At 60.1% G+C, this 20,490-nt stretch carries 17 protein-coding genes and 3 pseudogenes; 11 read left to right on the top strand and 9 right to left on the bottom strand.

Annotation, left to right across the window (positions count from 1 at the left end):
* Window positions 1-36: 36 nt before the first annotated feature.
* The gene (gene uvrA, locus NW812_RS10730; protein ID WP_414396759.1) at window positions 37-2,937 is read right to left on the bottom strand and encodes an excinuclease ABC subunit UvrA; all 2,901 of its coding nucleotides are present in this window, start codon (window positions 2,935-2,937) and stop codon (window positions 37-39) included.
* Between the two features lie 198 nt (window positions 2,938-3,135).
* On the opposite strand from uvrA, the gene NW812_RS10725 reads away from it, so the two are divergent.
* The 3 genes from NW812_RS10725 (at window position 3,136) to NW812_RS10715 (ending at window position 7,099) form a co-directional block, all read left to right on the top strand.
* A complete protein-coding gene (locus NW812_RS10725; protein WP_414396757.1) occupies window positions 3,136-5,508 on the top strand; it encodes a DUF3488 and DUF4129 domain-containing transglutaminase family protein in 2,373 nt (790 codons plus the stop codon).
* A gap of 233 nt (window positions 5,509-5,741) precedes the next feature.
* Window positions 5,742-5,975, top strand: a complete 234-nt coding sequence (locus NW812_RS10720; protein ID WP_414396755.1) for a hypothetical protein — start codon at window positions 5,742-5,744, stop codon at window positions 5,973-5,975.
* Window positions 5,972-7,099 (top strand): alkaline phosphatase, encoded by a 1,128-nt coding sequence (locus tag NW812_RS10715; RefSeq protein WP_414396753.1) that lies wholly within the window; start codon window positions 5,972-5,974, stop codon window positions 7,097-7,099. The genes NW812_RS10720 and NW812_RS10715 overlap by 4 nt, the downstream gene beginning before the upstream one ends.
* A gap of 127 nt (window positions 7,100-7,226) precedes the next feature.
* Here NW812_RS10715 and NW812_RS10710 read toward each other — a convergent pair whose 3' ends face one another.
* Both NW812_RS10710 and NW812_RS10705 read right to left on the bottom strand, forming a co-directional pair.
* Window positions 7,227-8,690, bottom strand: coding sequence for a cryptochrome/photolyase family protein (locus NW812_RS10710; RefSeq protein ID WP_414396751.1), 1,464 nt, complete (start codon window positions 8,688-8,690; stop codon window positions 7,227-7,229).
* Window positions 8,691-8,739: 49 nt separating this feature from the next.
* Window positions 8,740-8,970 (bottom strand): hypothetical protein, encoded by a 231-nt coding sequence (locus NW812_RS10705; protein WP_414396749.1) that lies wholly within the window; start codon window positions 8,968-8,970, stop codon window positions 8,740-8,742.
* A gap of 169 nt (window positions 8,971-9,139) precedes the next feature.
* Here NW812_RS10705 and rbfA point away from each other — a divergent pair, with 169 nt between their 5' ends.
* The 4 genes and pseudogenes from rbfA (at window position 9,140) to NW812_RS10685 (ending at window position 11,611) form a co-directional block, all read left to right on the top strand.
* A complete protein-coding gene (gene rbfA, locus NW812_RS10700) occupies window positions 9,140-9,583 on the top strand; it encodes a 30S ribosome-binding factor RbfA (RefSeq protein ID WP_414396747.1) in 444 nt (147 codons plus the stop codon).
* A 286-nt stretch (window positions 9,584-9,869) separates the two neighbouring features.
* On the top strand, window positions 9,870-10,646 hold the full coding sequence (locus tag NW812_RS10695; protein ID WP_414396744.1) for a pseudouridine synthase: 777 nt from the start codon (window positions 9,870-9,872) through the stop codon (window positions 10,644-10,646).
* 116 nt (window positions 10,647-10,762) lie between these two features.
* Window positions 10,763-10,975: pseudogene (locus tag NW812_RS10690) on the top strand (helix-turn-helix domain-containing protein); the annotation flags it as partial.
* Window positions 10,976-11,020: 45 nt separating this feature from the next.
* Window positions 11,021-11,611, top strand: coding sequence for a DUF4115 domain-containing protein (locus tag NW812_RS10685; protein WP_414396829.1), 591 nt, complete (start codon window positions 11,021-11,023; stop codon window positions 11,609-11,611).
* A gap of 70 nt (window positions 11,612-11,681) precedes the next feature.
* Here NW812_RS10685 and NW812_RS10680 read toward each other — a convergent pair.
* The 3 genes and pseudogenes from NW812_RS10680 to trxA form a co-directional block, all read right to left on the bottom strand.
* A pseudogene (locus NW812_RS10680) lies at window positions 11,682-12,308 on the bottom strand (phosphoribosylanthranilate isomerase); the annotation flags it as partial.
* 11 nt (window positions 12,309-12,319) lie between these two features.
* Entirely contained in the window at window positions 12,320-13,384 is a 1,065-nt protein-coding gene (locus NW812_RS10675; RefSeq protein WP_414396741.1) for a TIGR00730 family Rossman fold protein, read from the bottom strand.
* Window positions 13,385-13,504: 120 nt separating this feature from the next.
* Entirely contained in the window at window positions 13,505-13,846 is a 342-nt protein-coding gene (gene trxA, locus NW812_RS10670) for a thioredoxin (protein ID WP_414396739.1), read from the bottom strand.
* 125 nt (window positions 13,847-13,971) lie between these two features.
* Between trxA and sixA the strand changes: the two genes are divergently transcribed.
* Entirely contained in the window at window positions 13,972-14,517 is a 546-nt protein-coding gene (gene sixA / locus NW812_RS10665) for a phosphohistidine phosphatase SixA (protein WP_414396736.1), read from the top strand.
* Window positions 14,518-14,594: 77 nt separating this feature from the next.
* Here sixA and nth read toward each other — a convergent pair whose 3' ends face one another.
* From nth to NW812_RS10650, 3 genes are all read right to left on the bottom strand, one after another.
* Window positions 14,595-15,263, bottom strand: a complete 669-nt coding sequence (gene nth, locus NW812_RS10660) for an endonuclease III (protein WP_414396733.1) — start codon at window positions 15,261-15,263, stop codon at window positions 14,595-14,597.
* Between the two features lie 6 nt (window positions 15,264-15,269).
* A complete protein-coding gene (gene rseP / locus NW812_RS10655) occupies window positions 15,270-16,370 on the bottom strand; it encodes an RIP metalloprotease RseP (RefSeq protein WP_414396730.1) in 1,101 nt (366 codons plus the stop codon).
* Window positions 16,371-16,450: 80 nt separating this feature from the next.
* Window positions 16,451-16,693 (bottom strand): NifU family protein, encoded by a 243-nt coding sequence (locus NW812_RS10650; protein ID WP_414396728.1) that lies wholly within the window; start codon window positions 16,691-16,693, stop codon window positions 16,451-16,453.
* Between the two features lie 205 nt (window positions 16,694-16,898).
* Between NW812_RS10650 and NW812_RS10645 the strand changes: the two genes are divergently transcribed.
* The 3 genes and pseudogenes from NW812_RS10645 to rsmA form a co-directional block, all read left to right on the top strand.
* Window positions 16,899-18,005 (top strand): PIN/TRAM domain-containing protein, encoded by a 1,107-nt coding sequence (locus NW812_RS10645; protein WP_414396725.1) that lies wholly within the window; start codon window positions 16,899-16,901, stop codon window positions 18,003-18,005.
* A gap of 49 nt (window positions 18,006-18,054) precedes the next feature.
* On the top strand, window positions 18,055-19,740 hold the full coding sequence (locus NW812_RS10640) for an ATP-binding protein (RefSeq protein WP_414396722.1): 1,686 nt from the start codon (window positions 18,055-18,057) through the stop codon (window positions 19,738-19,740).
* A 22-nt stretch (window positions 19,741-19,762) separates the two neighbouring features.
* Window positions 19,763-20,353: pseudogene (gene rsmA / locus NW812_RS10635) on the top strand (16S rRNA (adenine(1518)-N(6)/adenine(1519)-N(6))-dimethyltransferase RsmA); the annotation flags it as partial.
* Window positions 20,354-20,490: the final 137 nt, after the last annotated feature.

Below are 20,490 nucleotides of genomic sequence, written 5' to 3'. Positions count from 1 at the left end.
GGTCCTGAAAAGCAGCAGCCCAATCGAAAGGGGTGCTCACTGGCCGGGGGGGTGTTGCTGCAAAACCTGCTTCAGGTACCGCCCTGTATGGGATCCCGGGTGTTCGGCTACTTCTTCCGGGGTGCCGACGGCAACAATTTGGCCGCCCTGGTTGCCCCCTTCCGGCCCTAAGTCGATGATCCAGTCGGCACAGCGGAGAATGTCCAGGTTGTGCTCGATCACCAGCACGGTGTTGCCCGCATCCACCAGCCGCTGCAGGACGTTCAAAAGTTTGTGAACATCGTAAAACGACAGGCCGGTGGAGGGTTCATCCAGTAGATAAAGGGTTTTGCCGGTGGAGCGGCGGGCCAGTTCTGCGGCCAGCTTCACCCGCTGGGCTTCCCCACCCGAGAGGGTTGGAGCCGGCTGACCCAGCTTGATGTAGTCGAGGCCCACATCGGCCAGGGTCTGCAGGATCTTGGCCGCAGGGGGCAGGGCAGCGAAAAACTCCAGCGCCTCTCCCACCGTCATATCCAGGACTTCGGCGATGTTTTTGCCCTTGTACTTGACCTGGAGGGTCTCGCGGCTGTAGCGCTTGCCGCCGCAGACTTCGCAGGTAACATACACATCGGGCAGGAAATTCATCTCAATCACGTTCACCCCTTGCCCTTTGCAGGCTTCGCAGCGCCCGCCCTTGACGTTGAAGGAGAAGTGGCCAGCTTGATAGCCTCTGGCTTTGGCGTCCCGAGTCTGGGCAAAGGCTTGGCGGATGGGATCAAACAGACCCGTGTAGGTGGCAGGGTTGGAGCGAGGGGTGCGGCCAATGGGGGATTGGTCGATGACAATAACCTTGTCGATGTGCTCGATGCCGTGCAACTCCCCCATTTCCGCCGGCTTGGGCACCTTCTGGCCAAGGTAGTGCTGCAGGGCAGGGTAGAGCAACTCGTTGACCAAGGTGGACTTGCCGGAGCCGGAGACCCCCGTAACACAGACTAGTTTGCCGAGCGGGATCTCCACATCGATGTGCTTGAGGTTGTTTTTGTGGGCATTGGTGAGCTTGAGGGCAACCCCTTTCCCCGGTCGGCGCTGGGCAGGGGTAGGGATCCGCCTCCGCCCCGAAAGGTAAGCTCCGGTCATGGAGCGATCGCAGGCCAGGATGTTGGCTAGAGACCCTTGGGCCACCACTTCTCCCCCGTGAATGCCAGCTCCAGGGCCAATGTCCACGATGTGGTCGGCGGCGCGGATGGTTTCTTCGTCGTGCTCCACCACGATTAGGGTGTTGCCCAGATCCCGTAGGCGGAACAGGGTTTGCAAGAGGCGGTGGTTATCCCGCTGGTGCAAGCCAATGGAGGGTTCGTCTAGCACGTAGAGCACGCCCGTCAGGCCAGAGCCAATCTGGCTAGCCAGCCGGATCCGCTGCGCTTCACCCCCCGAAAGGGTCATGGCCGGGCGGGCCAAGGTGAGGTAGTCAAGGCCCACGTCGATCAAAAACTGCAGCCGGGTTTTGATCTCCCGCAGCACCAGCTCGGCAATCTGCGCCTGGCGAGGGGTGAGCTTCAAATGCTCTAGGCGGTGTAGGCACTCCCGGATGGAGACCTCGGTGAGATCGGTGATACGGTAGCCTCCGACGCGCACTGCCAGGGCCTCAGGGCGAAGGCGAGCCCCCCCACAGGCCGCACAGGGGCGGTAGGTGAGGTAGGTTTCCAGCTTTTGCCGGTAGGTCTCGGAGGTGGTTTCTTGGTAGTGCCGCTGCAACTGCGGGATCACCCCTTCGTAGCGACGGTAGTAGCCCCGGCCCCGGTAGGGGGATTCTGCCTCAACGTAGATCTCCTGGTCGGTGCCGTAGAGGAGGATTTGCTGCTGCTCGGGCGTGAGGTCGCACCAGCGGCTGCTGAGGTCAAAGCCAAAGGCCTTGGCGACGCCTGCCAGCAACGCCAGGTAGTAGGGGTTCTCCCGCTCGGCCCAAGGTGCGATGGCTGCGTAGAGGGGAAGCTTGGGATCGGGCACGATGCGGTCGGGGTCGAAGATGGGCTCAAAGCCCAAGCCGTGACAGACAGGACAAGCGCCAATGGGCGAGTTGAAGGAAAATAGCCGCGGCGACAGCTCGCTCAGCACCGAGCCATGTTCGGGGCAGGCAAATTGCTCAGAGAAGATCAGCTCCGTCGGCTTGCCGTTGAGGTACTGCCCCGCCACCTCGGCTACTTTTTGCAACAGATGTTCCCGCTCCTCCTCCCGAGGCAAGAGCTCCACCACCGCCAGTCCCCCCGACTGGCGCAGACAGGTGGTCAGGGAATCGGCCAGCCGCTCTGCAATGTCGGGGCCCTTGACCAGCCGATCCACCACCACCTCGATAGTGTGGGTCTTGTTTTTGTCCAAGGTAATCTCTTCGCTGAGATCCCATACCTGGCCGTCGACACGCACCCGCACAAATCCCTGCTGGCGCAGGCTTTGCAGGAGCGCTGCGTGAGTGCCCTTTTTCCCCCTCACCACAGGCGCAAGCAGCTGAAAGCGCGTCCGATCCGGCAAGGCCAGGATCTGATCCACCATTTGATCCACCGTCTGGGGAGCAATCACCCGGTCGCACTGGGGGCAGTGCGGGATCCCAGCCCGCCCATAGAGCAGCCGCAGGTAGTCGTAGATCTCGGTAACGGTGCCCACCGTGGAGCGGGGGTTGTGGCTGGTGGACTTTTGGTCGATGGCAATGGCTGGGCTCAAGCCCTCGATGCGATCCACATCCGGCTTGTCCAGTTGCCCTAGAAATTGCCGCGCATAGGCACTGAGGGACTCCACATAGCGCCGCTGCCCCTCGGCAAAAATGGTGTCGAAGGCCAGCGAAGACTTGCCGGATCCGGAGACGCCCGTAAACACCACCAGGCGATTGCGCGGGATCCGCAGCTCGATGTTCTTGAGGTTGTGCTGCCGCGCCCCCACTACGTGGATTTCGTTCTGGCCGGACATCTCGTCCCCTCTGTGCGCAGCGCAGGTCGAAAAACAACGAAAGTTAAGGAACATTAACGATTCTAGTGCCGCGGCAGAGGTCTGTCTTCTCCAATCGAGAAGAGGTGCCGGCAAGCTGGGTCTATCGTGGGCAGGAGAAGGAAAAAGACCTGGCTATCTTGGAAGGGCCACTTGAGGGATCCCGAAGCAACCTAGCCCATGACCTGGCCGCTGCTTGCTGTCCAAAAAGTCTTCATCTACCTGCTGGTGGGGATCGCCTTCACGGCCCTCTGCCTTGGAGATCAGGCCCTGTCGCCGGCGGTTATCGCCCTCTGCTTGGCGGCGGGGGTGGGCAGTTGGTTCTGGGAGCCACCCCGAATTAGCTTTGCCCGCTATGCGCCCCTCTGGATGCCGCTGACGGTGAGCGTGTTGGTCAGCTTGGCGGCGTTGGTGCTCTCGGGCTTCCTGCAGCTTTCGGATGGGGCCATTGGCCTGGTGCTCTACCTAACGGGGGCCAAGTTGTTTCAGCGGGAGCGGGCAGCAGATTACATCCAGTTGGCGGTGTTGTCGCTGCTGTTGATGGCGATTGCCACCCTGTTCAACCAAGATATCAGCTTTGGACTCCTCTTCCTGCTTTACGTGGGGGTAGGGCTAGTTAACCTCACCCTTTATCATCTGCGCCTCCAAGCCGAGCAGCACCCGCAGGCGGCCAGCCAAGTCCGCAGGATCGACCTTGGCTTTCTGGGGTTTCTTGGATCCCTGGCCTTGCTGGCCATGGTCCTGTCAGTGGCTTTGTTTTTCCTATTTCCGCGCGTCGGCTTGGGGATCTTAGGCCGGCAGGCCCGTTCGCCGGTGATGACCACTGGCTTTGCCGAAGAGGTCAGCCTGGGGGAGTTCGGCACCCTCAAGACTGACAACACCGTTGTCATGCGGGTGGAGTTCCCGGCAGGGGTGCCGCCCCAGGTGGAGTCTCTCTACTGGCGTGGCATGAGCTTTGATCGCTACGACGGGCGGGCTTGGTCGCGGACGCTGGATCGCTCGCTCTCGATTTTCCCCAACGCGGCAGGGGTTTTTGAGCTCTCGGCCTCCCCCTTGATCCCTGCTGCCTCCGACCTGCAGTTCTTTCCGCTGGAGCAGCTCATCTACCTAGAGCCGCTGGACACCAACACCGTTTTTGGGGTGGCGCCGCTGGTGGAGGTGGAATGGCTGGATCGAGGTGGGGCGATGACTCCACAGCAGAGGTGGCAATGGCAAAACCGCCGCCTGCTCCTGCGCGAGACTGGAGATGTCAGCCATTCTCTGCCCCCCCGGATGCCCTATCTCTACCGTGCCGTGAGCCGGATCCCACCGGATCTGGAACCCCGCCTGCGCCAGCTTGGCCGGGAGGAGCTGCTGAGCGCTCTTGACCCAGTCCAGCAACAAGCCTATCTGCAGTTGCCAGAAGACCTGGATCCGCGCATTCCCGCCTTGGCAGAGGAGATCACGGCTGGGATCCCCGATGTCTTTGGCAAGGTAACGGCTCTGCGGAACTACCTGCTAGAGAACTACGCCTACACCACCAAATTGCCGGATCCCGGTGCCGAGCCGCCTTTGGAGGCTTTTTTGTTTACCCATCGCCGCGGCCACTGCGAATACTTTGCCACCGCTCTGACGATACTGGCCCGCAGCCTTGGCATACCGGCCCGCGTGGTCAATGGCTTCTTGGGCGGTCGCTGGGTGGCGCAGGAGAAGTACTTGGCGGTGCGCAACGCCGATGCCCATTCTTGGACGGAGATCCCCTTTGGCCCCTATGGATGGATCATCTTCGATGCCACGCCGGCAGAGGCCAATGTTAGCCAGCGGCAAAGCGGGTGGGATCCCATCCTAGACTTCTACGACAGCCTGCGCTTTCGCTGGTTTAAGTATGTGATTCAGTACGACCTATTTACCCAGCGGCAGATCTGGCGGCAAATCCAAGAGCTGGCCAGCCGCGTGACTGCTCCCCAAAAGCAAGAGGATGTCGTCGCCGTCTTCCGCCGCAGCCTGGTGGGCTGGGGGCAAGCGCTGCAGCAAAACGGCCTGCCGCTGGTGGGGGTGATTTTAATCACCAGTTCCATGGCCTACTGGGGTCGCCGCCGCCGCTATCAGGCCCTGCGCTGGCAGGATGGGGGGTGGATTCTCCTAGCCACTGCCGCCAATGGGGTGGTGATGGGATCCCTGTGGCAGCCATCCCCCCCTTGGCCCACCTGGATGGTTGGCCTCTTGCTGCCGAGTCTGGCCTTTGCCGGGATGCGCTGGATCCCGGCGGCTCTACCCAAGTCCCAGCGGCGCCGCCAGCTTATCTCAAGGCTTTATCTGCAACTGCAGGATCTGGCGACGGCGGTGGGGATCCCCGCCCACCTAGGGCCAGAAGCTTGCCTAGAACACTTGCGCCAGGCCGACTTGCCTCAGGTTGAACTGGCCATCCGGTTCCTGCAGCGCTACCTGGAAGTACGCTTTGGCGGGATCCCGCTGGAAGCCGGGGAACTGCAGCGTTGGCAACACCACCTTAGACAGCTTAGGCGGTCCTGGCAGGCCAAGAGTTCGACGCCTGCTCCCAAAAGAACAGCTTGACTGGAAGACGGCTATAAAGCTCTACGAGAAGCCTTGACGTTATGAGGCAGTTAAGAGATAGTTAACTCTAGGTATAGACCTCGCAACCTACCCCGGCCAAGTAGTAGACCTGAGAGGCGGATTGTCGCTGCAGGTAAGTTCTGCAGGAGCATTTGCGCGCGCTCTTGCTAGCTGTTCAAGGCTGTGTTACTTTCCTTGACGTTCAGCTTCGAACGAGCAAGGGCGTGTTAGCTATGCGTAGCTATTCTCTGAGGGCGGCTTTGGCTGCAACTTTGTGTCTGCTGTCCTCGTCAGTTTTTTCCTCTAGTGTGGCTCAAGCGGCGCCTAAGCCAACCGGCAACGGTGCAATCTTCTTTCGCCCAGATGGAACCTCAGCTTCCCACTGGGACATCACGCGCATTCTCTACTACGGCCCCGATGGCTTTCTGAACTGGGATCGTCTCCCCGTGATTGCCCCCTATCCGTGATTGCCCCCTATCGCGGGCACCATCTCGACCAGCTTGGGGGAACTTCCAACGCCGGAGCGGTGACCCATGCCACAGGAACCCGTGTCCACGCCAAGAGCTTTGGGTTGGATCCGGACGGCAAGGAGTACCCCTCTGCCAACGGCACCCTGAACACGATCATGGAAGAGGCTGTGGCGGCAGGCTTGGGTACGGCTCTGGTGCAAACGGGATCCATCATTGAGCCGGGGACGGCTGCCTTCGTTGCCGAAGTTGCCAAGCGCAGCGACTGTGAGGAGATTGCCCTGCAGGTGGTGGAGTCAGGGGTAGACATCATCCTGGGGGGTGGCGAGGAATGGCTGCTACCGGGAGGTGTCCAGGGCCGCTTTGGCAAAGGGAAGCGCAAGGATGGCCGCAACCTGATTGAGGAGGCCAAGAAAAAGGGGTACGCCGTTGTCTACACCCGCGACGAGCTGCTGAAGCTGCCGGCAAATGTCTCCAAGGTTTTGGGGGTGTTCAACGTCGAGGACACCTTCTACGACAAGCCTGAAGAAGAGTTGCGGAAAGAAAACTTGCCCAACTACATCGCCAGCGCCCCCACCATTGCCGAGATGACACAGTTTGCCCTGGCGCGGATCTCCCGCAATCCTAAGGGCTTCTTCGCCGTCATCGAAGAAGAGGGCACTGATAACATGTGCAACAACCTCAACGCTTCCGGCTGCCTGGAGGCCATGAAGCGGGCTGACGATGCCATTGGGGTGATTCTCAACTTCATCGAGAAGAATCCCAAGACCTTCATGATCACCACCAGCGACAGCAATGCTGGCGGGATGCAGCTGGTGGATGTCGAGTCTGCCGAGGAGCCGTTGCCCACTACTGACCCCGAAGGCAGTGGTGCCCCCATTGACGGGGTTGACGGCACCGGTAGCAAGCCGTTCATTTCCGCTCCTGACAAAAATGGCAAGCGCTTTCCCTTTGCCGTGGCTTGGGCTAGCGGAGATGACGTCGGCAGTGGAGTCATTGCTCGCGCTGCGGGCTTGAACGCTCGAGAGTTGGTGCCGACCACCGGGATCCTGAACACGGACATTTATCGGATTCTCTACTTCGTGCTCTTCGGGGAGCGCATCCCCAGCGAGCTAAGGCGGTAGTCTCAAGCAAGTGGGGATTGGCGGGGATCCCTCGGATCCCCTTTTTTATTGCTACGCAACGCCGTCGCAAACCTGCTGGCGGCGCGGAGCGCTTCTGGGAGTGACGAGGAGTCCTTGCCACGTCTTGTCAGAAAGGAGGAGAAAGACTGCCTTGAGCGGGCTTAGAGTGGCCGTGCTGCACTGCCTGGTAGCGCCGCTTGAACTCCTGCTGCTGCACCTTGTGATCCACGATGGGATCCGGGTAGCCGCAGCGCCGCCGCTCCTGCAGAGCCCAGGATCCCTTGGGGTCATTCCCCACCCACAGCAAAGCTGGGGTATCCAGCCCCGCTAGCTCCGGCAGGTAGCGGCGGATATACTCCCCCTCTGGGTCGTAGCGGGCCGCCTGGGTGGCTGGGTTGAAGATGCGCAGGGGCCTGGGATCTGTGCCCACACCGGCGCTCCACTGCCAGCCGCCGTTGTTGGCAGCCAGATCCCCGTCTACAAGCTTTTGCATGAAGTAGCGCTCCCCCCAGCGCCAGTCGATGAGGAGATCCTTGGTTAAAAAGCTGGCCACGATCATGCGGCAGCGGTTGTGCATCCAGCCAGTTTCGTTGAGCTGGCGCATGGCCGCATCCACAATGGGGTAGCCTGTCTGCCCGGCGCACCAGGCCTGAAACCAGTCCTGGCGGTTGTCCCATTCCAGCGCATCAAAGGCTCGTCGGTAGGCTCCGCTTTCCACATGGGGCCAGTGGGCCAAGACATGCTTGTAAAACTCGCGCCAGCACAGCTCCTGCCGCCACGTGCGCAGGCTGCTCTCGGCCTCTTCGCTGCGGGCCTCCGCTTCCACTTCACAGGTGGCCTGCCACACCCGGCGAATGCCGATGGTTCCCCAGCAGAGGTGGGGACTGAGGAGGGAGGTGCCCTGCTCGGCGGGGAAGTCGCGGGCTCGCTCGTACTCGAAAATGCGCAGGCCCTGGCAGAAATCCTCTAGAAGCCTCTGAGCTACACTCTCACCCGCGGCCGGGATCCGCTGACTGCAGACAAAGCCCAGCTCCGCCAAGCTGGGCAGAGGTTGGGCTTTCAGGCTTGACACCGACTGCAGACTCTTTGGGATGGGGAAGGGATCCGGCTTGGGCAAGCTAGACCAGCGGCGCCAGAAAGGGGTAAAAACCGAGTAGGGCTCCCCCGCCTGGGTCAACACTTCCCCTGGCCCGTGCAGCAGCATATCTTGGTAAGAAAAAGACGGGATCCCAGCTTCCGCCAAGCTGGCCCGCACCCGACTCTCCTGCTGCCGAGCCCAGGGATCCAGATCCTCGTTCCAAAACACGGCCTGCGCTCCCAGCTCGGCGGCCAACTGCCGCAGCTCCACGGCTGGATCTCCCCGCCGCCACAGGAGTGGGATCCCCATCTGGGCGTAGCGCTCCTGCAGCTCCTGCAACGCCTGGAGCAGAAACGCCACCCGGGCTGGGGCCATGTCTGCCCGCTGCAGGAGTTGGGGGTCGAAAACGAAAACCGGCACTACCTGGGGGCTGCGCTGGGCTGCCCCATGGAGGGCTGTGTTGTCTCCTAGGCGCAGATCGCGGCGATGCCAGAGGAGAACCAGGGAAGTCATAGGAGGCCAAGCAACTGGATCCCATCTTGGCTGCTTTTCCTTCCTCTCTTCAATTCCCCTCAGGCTGCCGGCAGTGTCTATCTCCCAAAAGACGGCCAGGGCAGAGACTTCGCTGGCCATCGCTGTAGCCCATGGCGTAAGCTGTATCTCCCAGCATCACCACCACCTGAGTTAGCTTGAGGGCAAGTAGCGGATCGAGCGGCTCCGTTACATCGAGCATGAACTGCTCCACGGAGCGCCGCAGCGCCTCTGGGGTTTTGATCACCTTGTCTCCATCCATCGCTGGCTTTAGGTATTCCTACTCAGGAGAGGGTGGACATTGACCCAAAATAGAAGGGGAAGGAGAAGAGGCGCGTAGCATCTGCTACTGTTCTGAGAACATGGCGCAGAGAAGTCAGCACTCCCCAAGGGCCGAAGTTTGCAGAGGATAGGAACCTGAGGATCGAAAAATGGCAACAGAGCGACGGGTAGCCCGGGTAGCCGAGCAGATCAAGCGGGAGGTTAGCCAGATCCTGCTCTCGGAGATCAAGGATGCCCGCGTGGGGGCGGGCATGGTCAGCATTGTGGACGTAGAGGTTTCCAGCGACCTGCAAAACGCCCGCATCTTCGTCAGCATCTATGGTGACGAAGCAGCCCAGCGGCAAACAATGGAAGGGTTGGTCGCCGCCACCCCCTTCGTGCGGCGGGAGATTGGCCAGCGGCTGGGCCTGCGACGAGTGCCGACGGTGGTGTTTTTACAAGATCGCTCCTTGGAACGGGGGTCCCGAGTCTTGGCCCTACTCAACCAACTGAAACGGGAAGCCGAGGCTCGACAGCAGGGATCCTCCTCCAAAGACCAGGAAACGGTTGAAGAGGGGGATGGTGGCGAGGCCGAGGAGTTGGGCGGCCAGTAGCTGCACCATTTCAGCCCTTAACCATCGCGGGTTGCAGGAGGTAAGAGGAGATCCGTCTTGCCGCCTAGGAGGCCGCAACCGGTTGGTGAACCTTTCAGCCCAGCAGGGCGATAGCTCATCGGTTGCCTTTTGAGAGGTTAGCAACCGCAAAGTTCACCGCAAAGTTCTAGGATTTGTTAGGCTTAAGGTGTCCTACAGCTCTTCCTCCAGTTATCTGCCCAGAGCCGGCACCACACCCGCCTCCTCCTAGGAGGTAAGGTTCTGCTTCCTTTGCTACCCAGTGCCTATGGCAGCACCCCAGCGGCTCCAGAAGCTTTTGGCTCGGCAGGGGCTAGCTTCCCGCCGCCAGGTGGAAGCCTGGATCCTGGCTGGGCGCATTCGGGTCAATGGGAAGGTGGTCACCGAGCTGGGCTTTAAAGCCGATCCGGAACGGGATTGCATCGAAGTGGATGGGCGGGCAATCTCCTGCGGGGATCTGGCCCGCTACGTTTTGCTCCTGCATAAGCCCCGGGGGGTCCTGTCCACCTGCAGGGATCCCTGGGGGCGCAAGACCGTCCTGGATCTGCTTCCGCCACCCTGGAACCGGCAGATCCGCCTCTATCCAGTGGGCCGGCTGGACGCTGACAGCAGTGGCGCTTTGCTGCTCACCAACGACGGCGACCTGACCCTGAAGCTGACCCACCCGCGCTATCATCTGCCCAAGACCTATCGGGTGCAGGTGCAGGGTCGCCCTAGCCAAGCCACGCTACAACGGTGGCGGGAGGGCGTCGATTTGGATGGGTCTACCACTCTGCCGGCAGTGGTGGAGTTTTGTGATCCGCCCCCCTTTAGAAAAAACTCCAACTCCTCGTGGCTGAGGGTGGTCTTGTTTGAAGGCCGCAAGCGGCAAATTCGGCGGGTGGCCGAGCAGCTGGGTCATCCTGTGCTCAGCTTACACCGGGAGGCGATTGGCCCGCTGCGCCTTGGCAACCTCAAGCCAGGTCAGTTTCGCCGGTTGGAGCCCCAGGAGGTTCAGGCTTTGCTGGCCTCGTTTGCTGACAATGCCCAAGCGCTCAGAGAGTAGGGGAGCGCGATCTGCAAGGATCCCGTCTTGGGGTACGTTACCATATGCGTGTTAGGTATCTCCCGTGAATTGAGGGGGAGGATGTCACCTGAGTGTGCGTTCACAGGTAAGCGACGATGCAGGAACCAGCACACTCTCTAGAAGCTCTGGGATCCCTGTTGCGGCAAACACGGGAGGCACGGGGGCTGACGTTGACAGAGGTAGCTAACGATACCTTCATCCGCTCCCAATACCTGCAGGCCCTGGAGGAAGCCGACTTAAGCCGCTTGCCGGAGCCAGTCTACGTGCAAGGCTTCATCAAACGCTACGCTAACTACCTAGGGCTGGATGGCGAAAGGCTATCTCGGCAAGCGTTGCCGCTGCTATCGGCCAAAATGCCCTCTGCCTCACCTCCGCGAACTGCTGTTGGCGAACAGCCCGCCTTTGCTTTGCGACCCTTCCACCTCTGGGCTGCCTATGTGGGGCTGGTCGTGCTGGCGGTGGGAGGGCTGTCGGCTTTTTTGGAGAGCAGGGGCAATCCCTTTGGGCAGTGGCTAGCTAGCCGTTCGGGCGGTGAGGGATCCCAGCTACAGCCGCCGGCGGCCAACTCCTTGGAGCGCAAGCCAGACCCCGAGCCGACCCTTCGCCAGATGTTTCCTACCCTAGAGCAATGGACGCGCATCGAGGGGGTTTTCCCCGACGTCTTGGAAGCCCAGCAGCGCAAGCCAGTGCGCCTTGATATTCGCGTGGTGGAACATCCTTCTTGGCTGCGGGTTATTGTCGACGGAAAAACTGTTTTTGAGGCTACCCTACAGCCAGGGGCGGAGCTGAACTGGGAGGCCGAGCGATCGATCGTGCTGCGCACTGGCAATGCGGGCGGGGTGCTGGTGACCTTCAACGATCGCCCTCTGGGACTGATGGGACGGTTTGGAGAGGTGAAAGAGGTGAGGTTCGAGCCAGGGCTGGACCTTCGATCCCTGCAGTAGGGATCGGGCGCGAGCCCTCCTGGCTTGCAGGGGGTTGAGACTGGCCAGGGGCGATCGCCCAACCTTGGGATGCTAACTGCTGCAGCAGACGCCGGACTTTGTCTAGGTCTTTGTCGCCCGGCTGGCGTTCGACACCGCTGGAGAGATCGATGCCGGCAGGCTGAAGGTGGCTGAGCGCTTGCAGAACATTGTCTGGGTTGAGGCCACCGGCCAGAAGCCAGGGCAAGGGCAGAGAGCAGGAGGCCAGTTCCGACCAGTTGAGCGTTTGCCCAGTGCCACCTGCCCGTTGGGGGTGATAGGCATCCAGCAGTAAGGTCTCTACACAGTCGCGGTAGAGGTCGGCCACCTCCAGGTCTGCTGGGCACCGAATGCGCAGGGCCTTGATGCGGCGGATGCTGGGGAGCCACTCTCCCAGTTGCCGACACATCTCTGGAGATTCCTGGCCGTGAAGCTGAACAGCCGTGAGGCCAGCCGTTTCCACCCAGGTGGCGATGGTGCCGGGATCCTGATCCAGAAAAACCCCTACCTTTTCCACATGGCGGGGCAGGGATCCCACCCAGCGCGCTGCCGAAAGAGGCAAATAGCGCGGCGTGTTGGGCACGGCCACAAACCCTAGGGCGCTTACCCCCAGCGCCGCAATGGCCTCCGCCTGATCCTGCCGCGTGATGCCGCAGATTTTGACAAACAACCGGCCCATTGGGATTGATGCTACTTTTGTTCAGGGTGCATCAAAGGCTCTGACCTTTCGGGAGGGAGCTTGTTGATTCGGCGCACCATTTGCCACAGCCGCCCAAAGCTGCGCTGGTTAAAGCGCATTACTAGCCGCGGCAGATGGGCAATGTCTTCCTCAGCTTCCTCGGGCAGAGCCTCTGTTTGCTCAATCCGGCCCGACTCGAGAATGTCAGCAAACTCTTGGTTTAAAATTTCTAGGGCTTCCGGTGAAAGCTTGGTGTTTAAGCGCAAAACCAAAAGCTCCCGCACGTAGCGATTGCTGTGAAAGATGCGATAGAAATCGACAATCTGCTGACAGGCCTCCTCGACATCGTCAGTTAGGGAGTAAAGGTGGAGATCCTCGGAGCTGATTAGGCCGCGGCTGAGCAAGTGCTCTCGCACATATTCATCCCATTCTTTCCAGTAGCAGCCGCCTTGCCTGTCCACCAGCACCAGCGGCATCAGCTTGGTCTTCCCGGTCTGCATCAGGGTCAGACACTCAAAAGCCTCATCCTGGGTGCCAAAGCCGCCAGGAAACAGCACTAGGGCATCTGTTTCCTTGACAAAGAAAAGTTTGCGAGAAAAGAAGTACTTAAAGTTAATGACCCGGTCGCTGGCGGCAATGAAAGGGTTGGCTACCTGCTCAAAGGGCAGCTGAATATTCAGCCCAAACGAGTTTTCTTGCCCCGCCCCCCGGTTACCGGCTTCCATGATGCCGCCGCCGCCCCCTGTCAGCACCATGAAGCCTAGCTGACTAATGCGGTGGGCAAATAGCTGCGCCTGCTGGTACTCGGGGCTGTCCTCCCCTAGACGCGCCGAGCCAAAGACGGTTACCTTGCGCCGATGGGTGTAGTTTTGGAAGGTGGCAAAACCCTGCTCCAGATCCTCAAGCGTAGCTGCCAGGATCTTGGCGTCCAGACGGCTGAGCTTCAGGGATCCCATCCGCTGCAGCGACCGCAAGATCCGCAACCAAGCTGTTCGGTTGGGGTGGTGTAACTGCTTGAGACGAGCTTCCGCACTGGAAAAAATCTCTTGCAGCAGCAAGGAAAGAGAATCCGTCAAGCTGGGATCCAGAATCCTCTGTCTACTTCTTTTACCCACTTTTACTGCAATAGGCTCCCCCGGCTGGAGGACTTGCCTTCTGGTGGAGAGCCGGCAAGATCCCTGGTCTTGGCCAAAACCTTAGCCCTCGGCAGAGGCTCCAAGGTGCTTTTCCAAAATCGTGGTCAGCGTTGCCTTGGGAACGGCGCCAACCACCACATCTACCTTTTGGCCACCTTTGAAGAGAATCAGGGTAGGAATACTCCGAACGCCGTACTGACTGGCAGTTTGGGGATTTTCGTCGGTATTGATTTTTACAACCTTGATTTTACCAGCATACTGCTCTGCTATCTCCTGCACCACAGGAGCTACCAGCCGGCATGGGCCGCACCAGGGTGCCCAAAAATCAACCAAAACTGGAATCTCACTGCGCAGCACCTCGGCTTCAAAGGTAGCATCAGCAATATCTATTGCCGCAGACATGCCTGGGGAACTCCTAAAACATCATCTAGTATCCTAGTTATCGTATCACAACTAGGGTCGCCACTGGGCTTTTCCCGAGCAGGGCAAGGTATCCTAGGAGGAACGTGAAAGGTTGCCGGGTGCCGATGGTGTTTGAGCTTGAACCAGACGACAACAGTCAGGTAACAGGCAGGGCAGTGACCGTGGATTTTGTTCGCCACGGCATAGCCGAAGAGCCCCAACCAGGGAAGGAGGATAGCCTGCGCGCCCTAACCGATAAAGGCCGCCAGCGCTGTCGCAAAATTGCCCGCCAGCTCAGGAGCATGGGCTGGAAGTGGGATTTCCTGCTCACCAGTCCTCTGGTCAGAGCGCGGCAGACGGCAGAGATCTTCTTGGACGAGAACTTGGCCGAAGCCCTGGAAGTGTTTGAGCCGCTGGCCCCCGGCGGCAGCTTTGCCGACTTGGTGCGCTGGCAGACGGAGCGGGATCCCTTCACCTCGCTGGCGGTAGTTGGCCACCAGCCGGATCTGAGCCTCTGGGTACAGGCAGCCATTGGGCTACAGCCAGCCCATCCCGAGGCCATTACCCTCAAGAAAGCAGGCCTGGCTCGCGTGCGCTTTGCTCAAGGGCGCATTGATTGTGGCCAGGGATCCCTGACGCTGTTGCTCTCTCCCAAGGTGATGCTGGGGTAGCGTGACCGCGCTCATACCGAGGTAAAAAGCAGGGGCTTGAGGACTCCCTCCGGAGAGAGGGCCAGCTCCTGCGGATTTCAATTGGCAGCTGCCTCCGGCTTTAGGAGGGAGGCGCTGGGGCAGAGATCAGCTAGGAAGCACTGCTGGCAGAGAGGCTGGCGGGCGGTGCAGATGGCTCGGCCATGCTCGATAAGGCGAAGGGACCAATTCTCCCAATCCACCTGCGGCAGCAGCTGCATGAGATCCCGCTCAATGCGCACGGGGTCCTCGTGCTCGGTAAGGCCAAGGCGGCGGCTGAGGCGCTTGACGTGGGTATCGACCGTTACCCCAGCGTTAATGCCAAAGGCATGGGCTAGTACCACGTTGGCCGTCTTGCGGGCCACTCCCGGCAGGGTGAGCAACTCCGGCATGGTGCGGGGCACCTGGCCGCCAAAGTCTGTCAAGATCTTGCGGCAGGCCTCTTGGATGTGTTTGGCCTTGTTGCGGTAGAAGCCGGTGGGCCGAATTAGAGCCTCAATCTCCTCCCGCGGGGCTGTGGCCAGAGCCTGGGCATCGGGGAAGCGGCGAAACAGCTCTGGGGTTACCTGGTTAACCCGCTCGTCAGTGCACTGGGCTGACAAAATCGTCGCCACCAGCAGTTGCAGCGGCGTCTGGTAGTGGAGAGTACACTTGGAGTTGGGGTAATGGCGCTTCAGGCGCAGCAAAATCTCCAAGGCTTTTTGGCGCAAAGCCCGCTTGCTGGTCATTGGCAACTAGCCCGACCCGGTGACAATGGCGAGAGTATCTTTGAAGATTAGGAACACTCCCAGCCCCAGGAGAAGCGCCAAGCCTGTCTGCATCACCCGCTCTTCGACCTCCTTGGGCAGCCGCTTGCCACGGATGGCTTCCAAGATCAAAAAGGCAATGTGGCCTCCATCCAAGCCAGGGAGGGGCAACAGGTTAAGGACGGCCAAGTTGATGCTAATCAAGGCAGTGAAATTCAACAAGCTGGCAACGTCATCCCGCGCTAGGTCTGCGCCAATCTTGACGATCCCCACCGGCCCGGATATCTGAGTAGCGGTGTTTTGGAAGTTCCGCAGCAGCTCCTGCAGGCCAGTGAGATTCATCATCACCAAGCGCTGGTAGGCGTTTCCAGCTTCCGTCAGGATCTCCCCCAGGTTTTGGGCTGGGCGCAGGTTCACCTCCTGATTGGGTGCTAGGCTAACCCCAATGGCTACCTTCTCCCCTTGCCGCTCCGGGATTACGGTAATCTCCAGCAGCGCTTCTTTTTCCCTTCGTCGCACCTGCAGGGGAACGGGTTGGTTTTCGCTACTGCGGATGAGCGTCTGAAAATCGTTGAGGGCCGCCAAGGCCGAGGCGGCATCGGCAAGGTCGCTGTAGTCGTGGTCAGCTGCCCGCAGCACCACATCTTCTGCCTGCAGGCCCGCCCGCTCTGCCGGGCTACCTGGCATTACCTGAGCAATGAGAATGCCGGGCTGGATGCGGGTAACCGAGGGGATCCCTAGCAGAGCAAACATCAGCACCAGCACCAGGTAGGCAAAGGCCAAGTTGGCCAGCACTCCGGCACTCATCACCACCAGGCGATCCGCAAGGGGGCGGTTTTTCAAGAGATTCGGGTCATCGGGGGGGTAGGGGGAGCGCTCGTCATCGTCAGGAAACCCTACGTAGCCTCCCAAGGGCAGGGCGCGAATGGCATACTCTGTTTCCTTGCCCTGGTAGCGCCACAGCACGGGGCCAAACCCCAGCGAAAAGCGGTTGACGTGGATCCCTTGCAGTTTGGCTGCTGCGAAGTGGCCCGCCTCGTGCACCAGAATGAGGAGGGCTAGGATGGCGATGGAGAGAAGAATCGGCATGTGCTGGCAACAACAAAAGAGGAGACAGCTACCCTCGCAAGAGAGGGGAATTCAGCCCAAAGTCCTCGGGGCAGGGATCCTCAGAACACCTGCTCCACTTCTAGGATGTCGGGGATCCTCTCCCGCAACTTGCGCTCAATGCCCATCTTCAGGGTTAGGGTAGAACTGGGGCAGGCGCCACAGGCCCCCTGCAGGCGCAGCTTCACCACTGGGCCATCGATCTCCACCAGCTCTACATTGCCGCCATCAGCTTGCAGATAGGGGCGCAGCTCGTTGAGGACCTTTTCCACATTTTCGGCAGTTAGTTCTAAGGTTTGGGCCATGGTTCCTTCTAGCTTGCTCAGACCTTGATTGGTGGCGTTAAGCTTGACTAGCACTTAAGCCAGCCAGGGATCGCCCTCTCTCAGCATAGCCTCCTTTTTCTAGAGTTTGGGGAGGAGATCCGCCTCCAGCCCGAAGACTAGAATAGGGGGCAGGTTTGCCCCTTGCTGACAGCTTGCCATTCCCAGCAGGGGCACTTTCCGCGCCATGTTGGACATTTTACTCATTGCAATCTTCATCTTAGCGGGCTCGGGCCTTGGGTTCTACGGCCTAGATCTGCTCCCCCCTGCTGCTCTTGAAGGAGCCAACGTCGAAGGGGCGCGCGTGGTTACTGGCGGCTTTGGGGCCTTGGCAGGTTTGGCGCTGGGATCCCTGGTGCGCTGGGGCTACCGCCGCTTCGAGGCCAACGTGCGCTCGCTGCCACCGGATGTGTTGATTAGCCGCTCGGTAGGATTGGTCATTGGCCTGGTGATTGCCAACTTGGCTATGGCTCCTGTCTATTTACTGCCCCTGCCCCAGGAGCTGAACAATTTTCTGGAACCCCTGGCCTCTGTCTTCTTTAGCCTCTCCTTTGCCTACTTGGGAGTGAGTTTGGCCGATACCCACGGCCCGGCGCTGTTGCGCCTATTCAACCCTAACTATGCCCTACAGGCGGCAGCAGAAGGGAGTGTGGTGGCAGCCAGCCCCAAGGTTTTGGATACCAGCTCCATCATTGACGGGCGCGTGGCTCAGTTGATTGAGAAGGGCTTTCTGGAGGGAACGCTAGTCGTTCCCCGCTTTGTGATTGCCGAGCTACAGGCCATTGCTGACAAGGCCGATCCCCAAAAACGGGAGCGGGGTCGGAGGGGGCTGGATACGCTGCAGGCCCTTCGCCAGGCCAACCCCAACTGCTTTGTTATCCACGAAGCCAACTACTCTGACCTAAACACCGTCGACGAGAAGCTGGTGCGCCTTGCCCAAAGTGTGGGCGGGATGTTGGTAACCACTGACTACAACCTAAAGAAGGTAGCTCTGCTGCAAGGGATCAAGGTGCTGAATGTCAACGAGCTGGCTGAGGCTTTGCGGCCTATCTACATCGCTGGCGATAGCTTCGACATCAAGATTACTCGTGAGGGCAAGGAGCCAGGCCAGGGGGTAGGCTATCTGGAAGATGGCACGATGGTGGTGGTGGAAGAGGGACAGCGGGCCGTAGGCAAAACTCGCTCGGTCGTGGTTACTGGCTCCATCCAGACCTCGGCAGGGCGAATGCTCTTTGCCCGCCTTGCCGACAGAGACTCCAACCCCACTACCTCAGCTTCCTCTGCAAAAACCTAAGTTCTGGATCCCAAGAGCTTGGTTTTTCAAAGCTCAAAGCAAGGTGGGTGTGCTTCGACCGGATCTCATCCTCTACACGCAGGATCGCCAGCAGCGCTTTCAAAGCTTTTACTGGGAAGGTGCTGAGAGCTACGGCATCTACCCGCAGCAGATTGTGGCTGCCCAGCAGGGATGGGAGTTGGTGAACGGGGAGGAGTACCAAGCCAAGCTCAGCCAGGTGTTTGCGGCAGGGGAGCCCCTGCAGCACGAATGCCAAGTCCTCTCGCCCCGCTACAAGCTGCATTTGCACCTTTGCCTCAACCCCGTGCGGGATACAGAGGGGGAGGTGGTAGCTGTTGCGGTGGTGGGCAGGGTGCTGGGGGCAACGCCCTTCAACTTGGCTGGAGGGACAAGCAAGACTCCTAGGTCGCCCTATTCCTTCAGTGACGGTGAGCCGCTCCAGGCGGTTACAGCTCAGCTTCTGCGCAGCATTGGCCACTCGGCAGGTATCCGCGAGCTGTGCCAGCAGACGGTAGAACAGTTGGGGCAGTTGTTTGGGGTGGATCGGTGTCTACTTGCCCTCTACGAGGTGGGACAGGATTTCCTGACGGTTAACGCCGAGTACCGCCGCTATCCGGAAACTCCCTCGCTGCTCGACCAGACGCTGCGGCTAGGAGATCACCCCCATTTGCTCCAGGCCCTTAGACAGGAAGAGCCAGTGGTAACAGAACGCCACCTAGCCGTGGCCATGTGCTACCGCAGCTATCCCAACAGCTTGCTTTGGCTAGAAGTGCTGCCCCCCAAGACAGCTCCTGCCTGGCAGACCGGCCACTTCCAGCTGCTGCAGATTATTGCCACCTACTTGGGTACTGCCATTGCCCACGCCAGGTTGCTCGAACAAAGTCGACAACTGGCCACCCGTCTGCAACTGGCTAACCAAACCTTGCTTCAGAAAAACAAAGAGCTAGAGCTGGCCCGCGCCCAAGCAGAATCGGCCAACCAACTCAAAAGCCAATTTCTGGCCAACACCTCCCACGAGCTGCGCACCCCTTTAAACAGCATCATCGGCTTTATTAGGCTGGTACTGGATGGAATGGCCGAAAGCCGGGAAGAGGAGCTGGACTTTTTGCAGGAAGCCTACCGCTCTGCCCTGCACCTGTTGGCCTTAATCAACGACGTGCTGGATATTGCCAAAATTGAAGCCGGCAAACTGGAGTTGCAGTTTCAACCCTGCGACCTGCAAGCTCTCTTCAAGGATGTGGAGGCCAAAACCAGTTTGCAGGCCAGTCAAAAGGGATTGCAGCTCAGCTTTCACCTGCCCCCCACGGCGGAGCCCATTTTGCTCTATGGCGACTACCAACGCCTGCTGCAGGTGATGCTGAATCTAGTGGGCAATGCCGTCAAGTTTACCCCCAAGGGTTCGGTAACGGTGCGAGCAGACCTCCTGCCTGGCGAGCCGGGGATGGCCCGCATTCGCGTTATCGACACCGGGATCGGCGTGTCGTTGGAAAAGCAGCAAAAGCTGTTCCAGGCCTTCACCCAGGTCGATGGCTCCACCACTCGCCAGTACGGGGGCACCGGCCTAGGCTTGGCCATCAGCCAACGCCTGGTGCAGGCAATGGGGGGGGAGATCCATTTCTACAGCTTGGGAGAGGGATTGGGCTCCACCGTTACCTTTACCGTGCCGCTCTACCGCCAGCCTCTCCCAGGGAGGGATCCCAACCTGCCCCAAGAGAAGACGCCGGTCTCACCCTGATCCTTCAGCCGACAGCCCACCCATGCCCTATCCCCGCAAGCGCTTTGGCCAGCATTGGCTCAAAGATCCTGCTGTCCACGCGGCAATTGTGGAGGCCGCCCAGTTGCCACCACCCCAAGAGGGCAGGGATCCCCCCTGGGTGCTGGAGATTGGCCCAGGTACGGGGCAGTTAACACGGCGGCTGTTGGCCCAAGGCGCCCAGGTGGTGGCAGTGGAGATCGATCGGGATCTGTGCCAGTTGCTGCGCAAGCGCTTTGCCAACGAGTCCCGCTTTCAGCTATTGGAGGGAGATTTTCTGCGCCTGCCGCTCCCGCCTCAGCCCCGCCTGCTGGTGGCCAACATCCCCTACAACCTCACTGGCCCCATTTTGGAGAAAGTTCTGGGATCCCCAGCCCAGCCGGTGAGGCAGTTTGAGCGCATCGTCTTGATGGTGCAAAAAGAGCTGGCTGAGCGCCTGCAGGCCGGCCCTGGCAGCAAAGCCTACGGCGCTTTGAGTGTGCGGGTGCGTTACCTAGCTGAGTGCGAGCTCATCTGCCGCGTGCCCCCTAGCGCCTTCCAGCCTCCTCCCCAAGTGGAATCGGCAGTGGTTCGCCTCACTCCCCGCCCTGCCCCCCCCCCCACCCCCCAATTTGTATTTAATGATACGGCGACCACCGAGATGAACACCCTGCATATCTTCTGCAGCGGCAGATGTGTATAAGCGCAAGGGAGTACCTGAACGCGCGGGGCGAGCCTTACGAGATACTGGTC

Source organism: Synechococcus sp. O70.2, assembly GCF_047462135.1.
Classification (GTDB): Bacteria; Cyanobacteriota; Cyanobacteriia; order Thermostichales; family Thermostichaceae; genus Thermostichus.
Note: the sequence above shows the minus strand (reverse complement) of the source record. Positions and strands in the feature narration are given on the sequence as shown.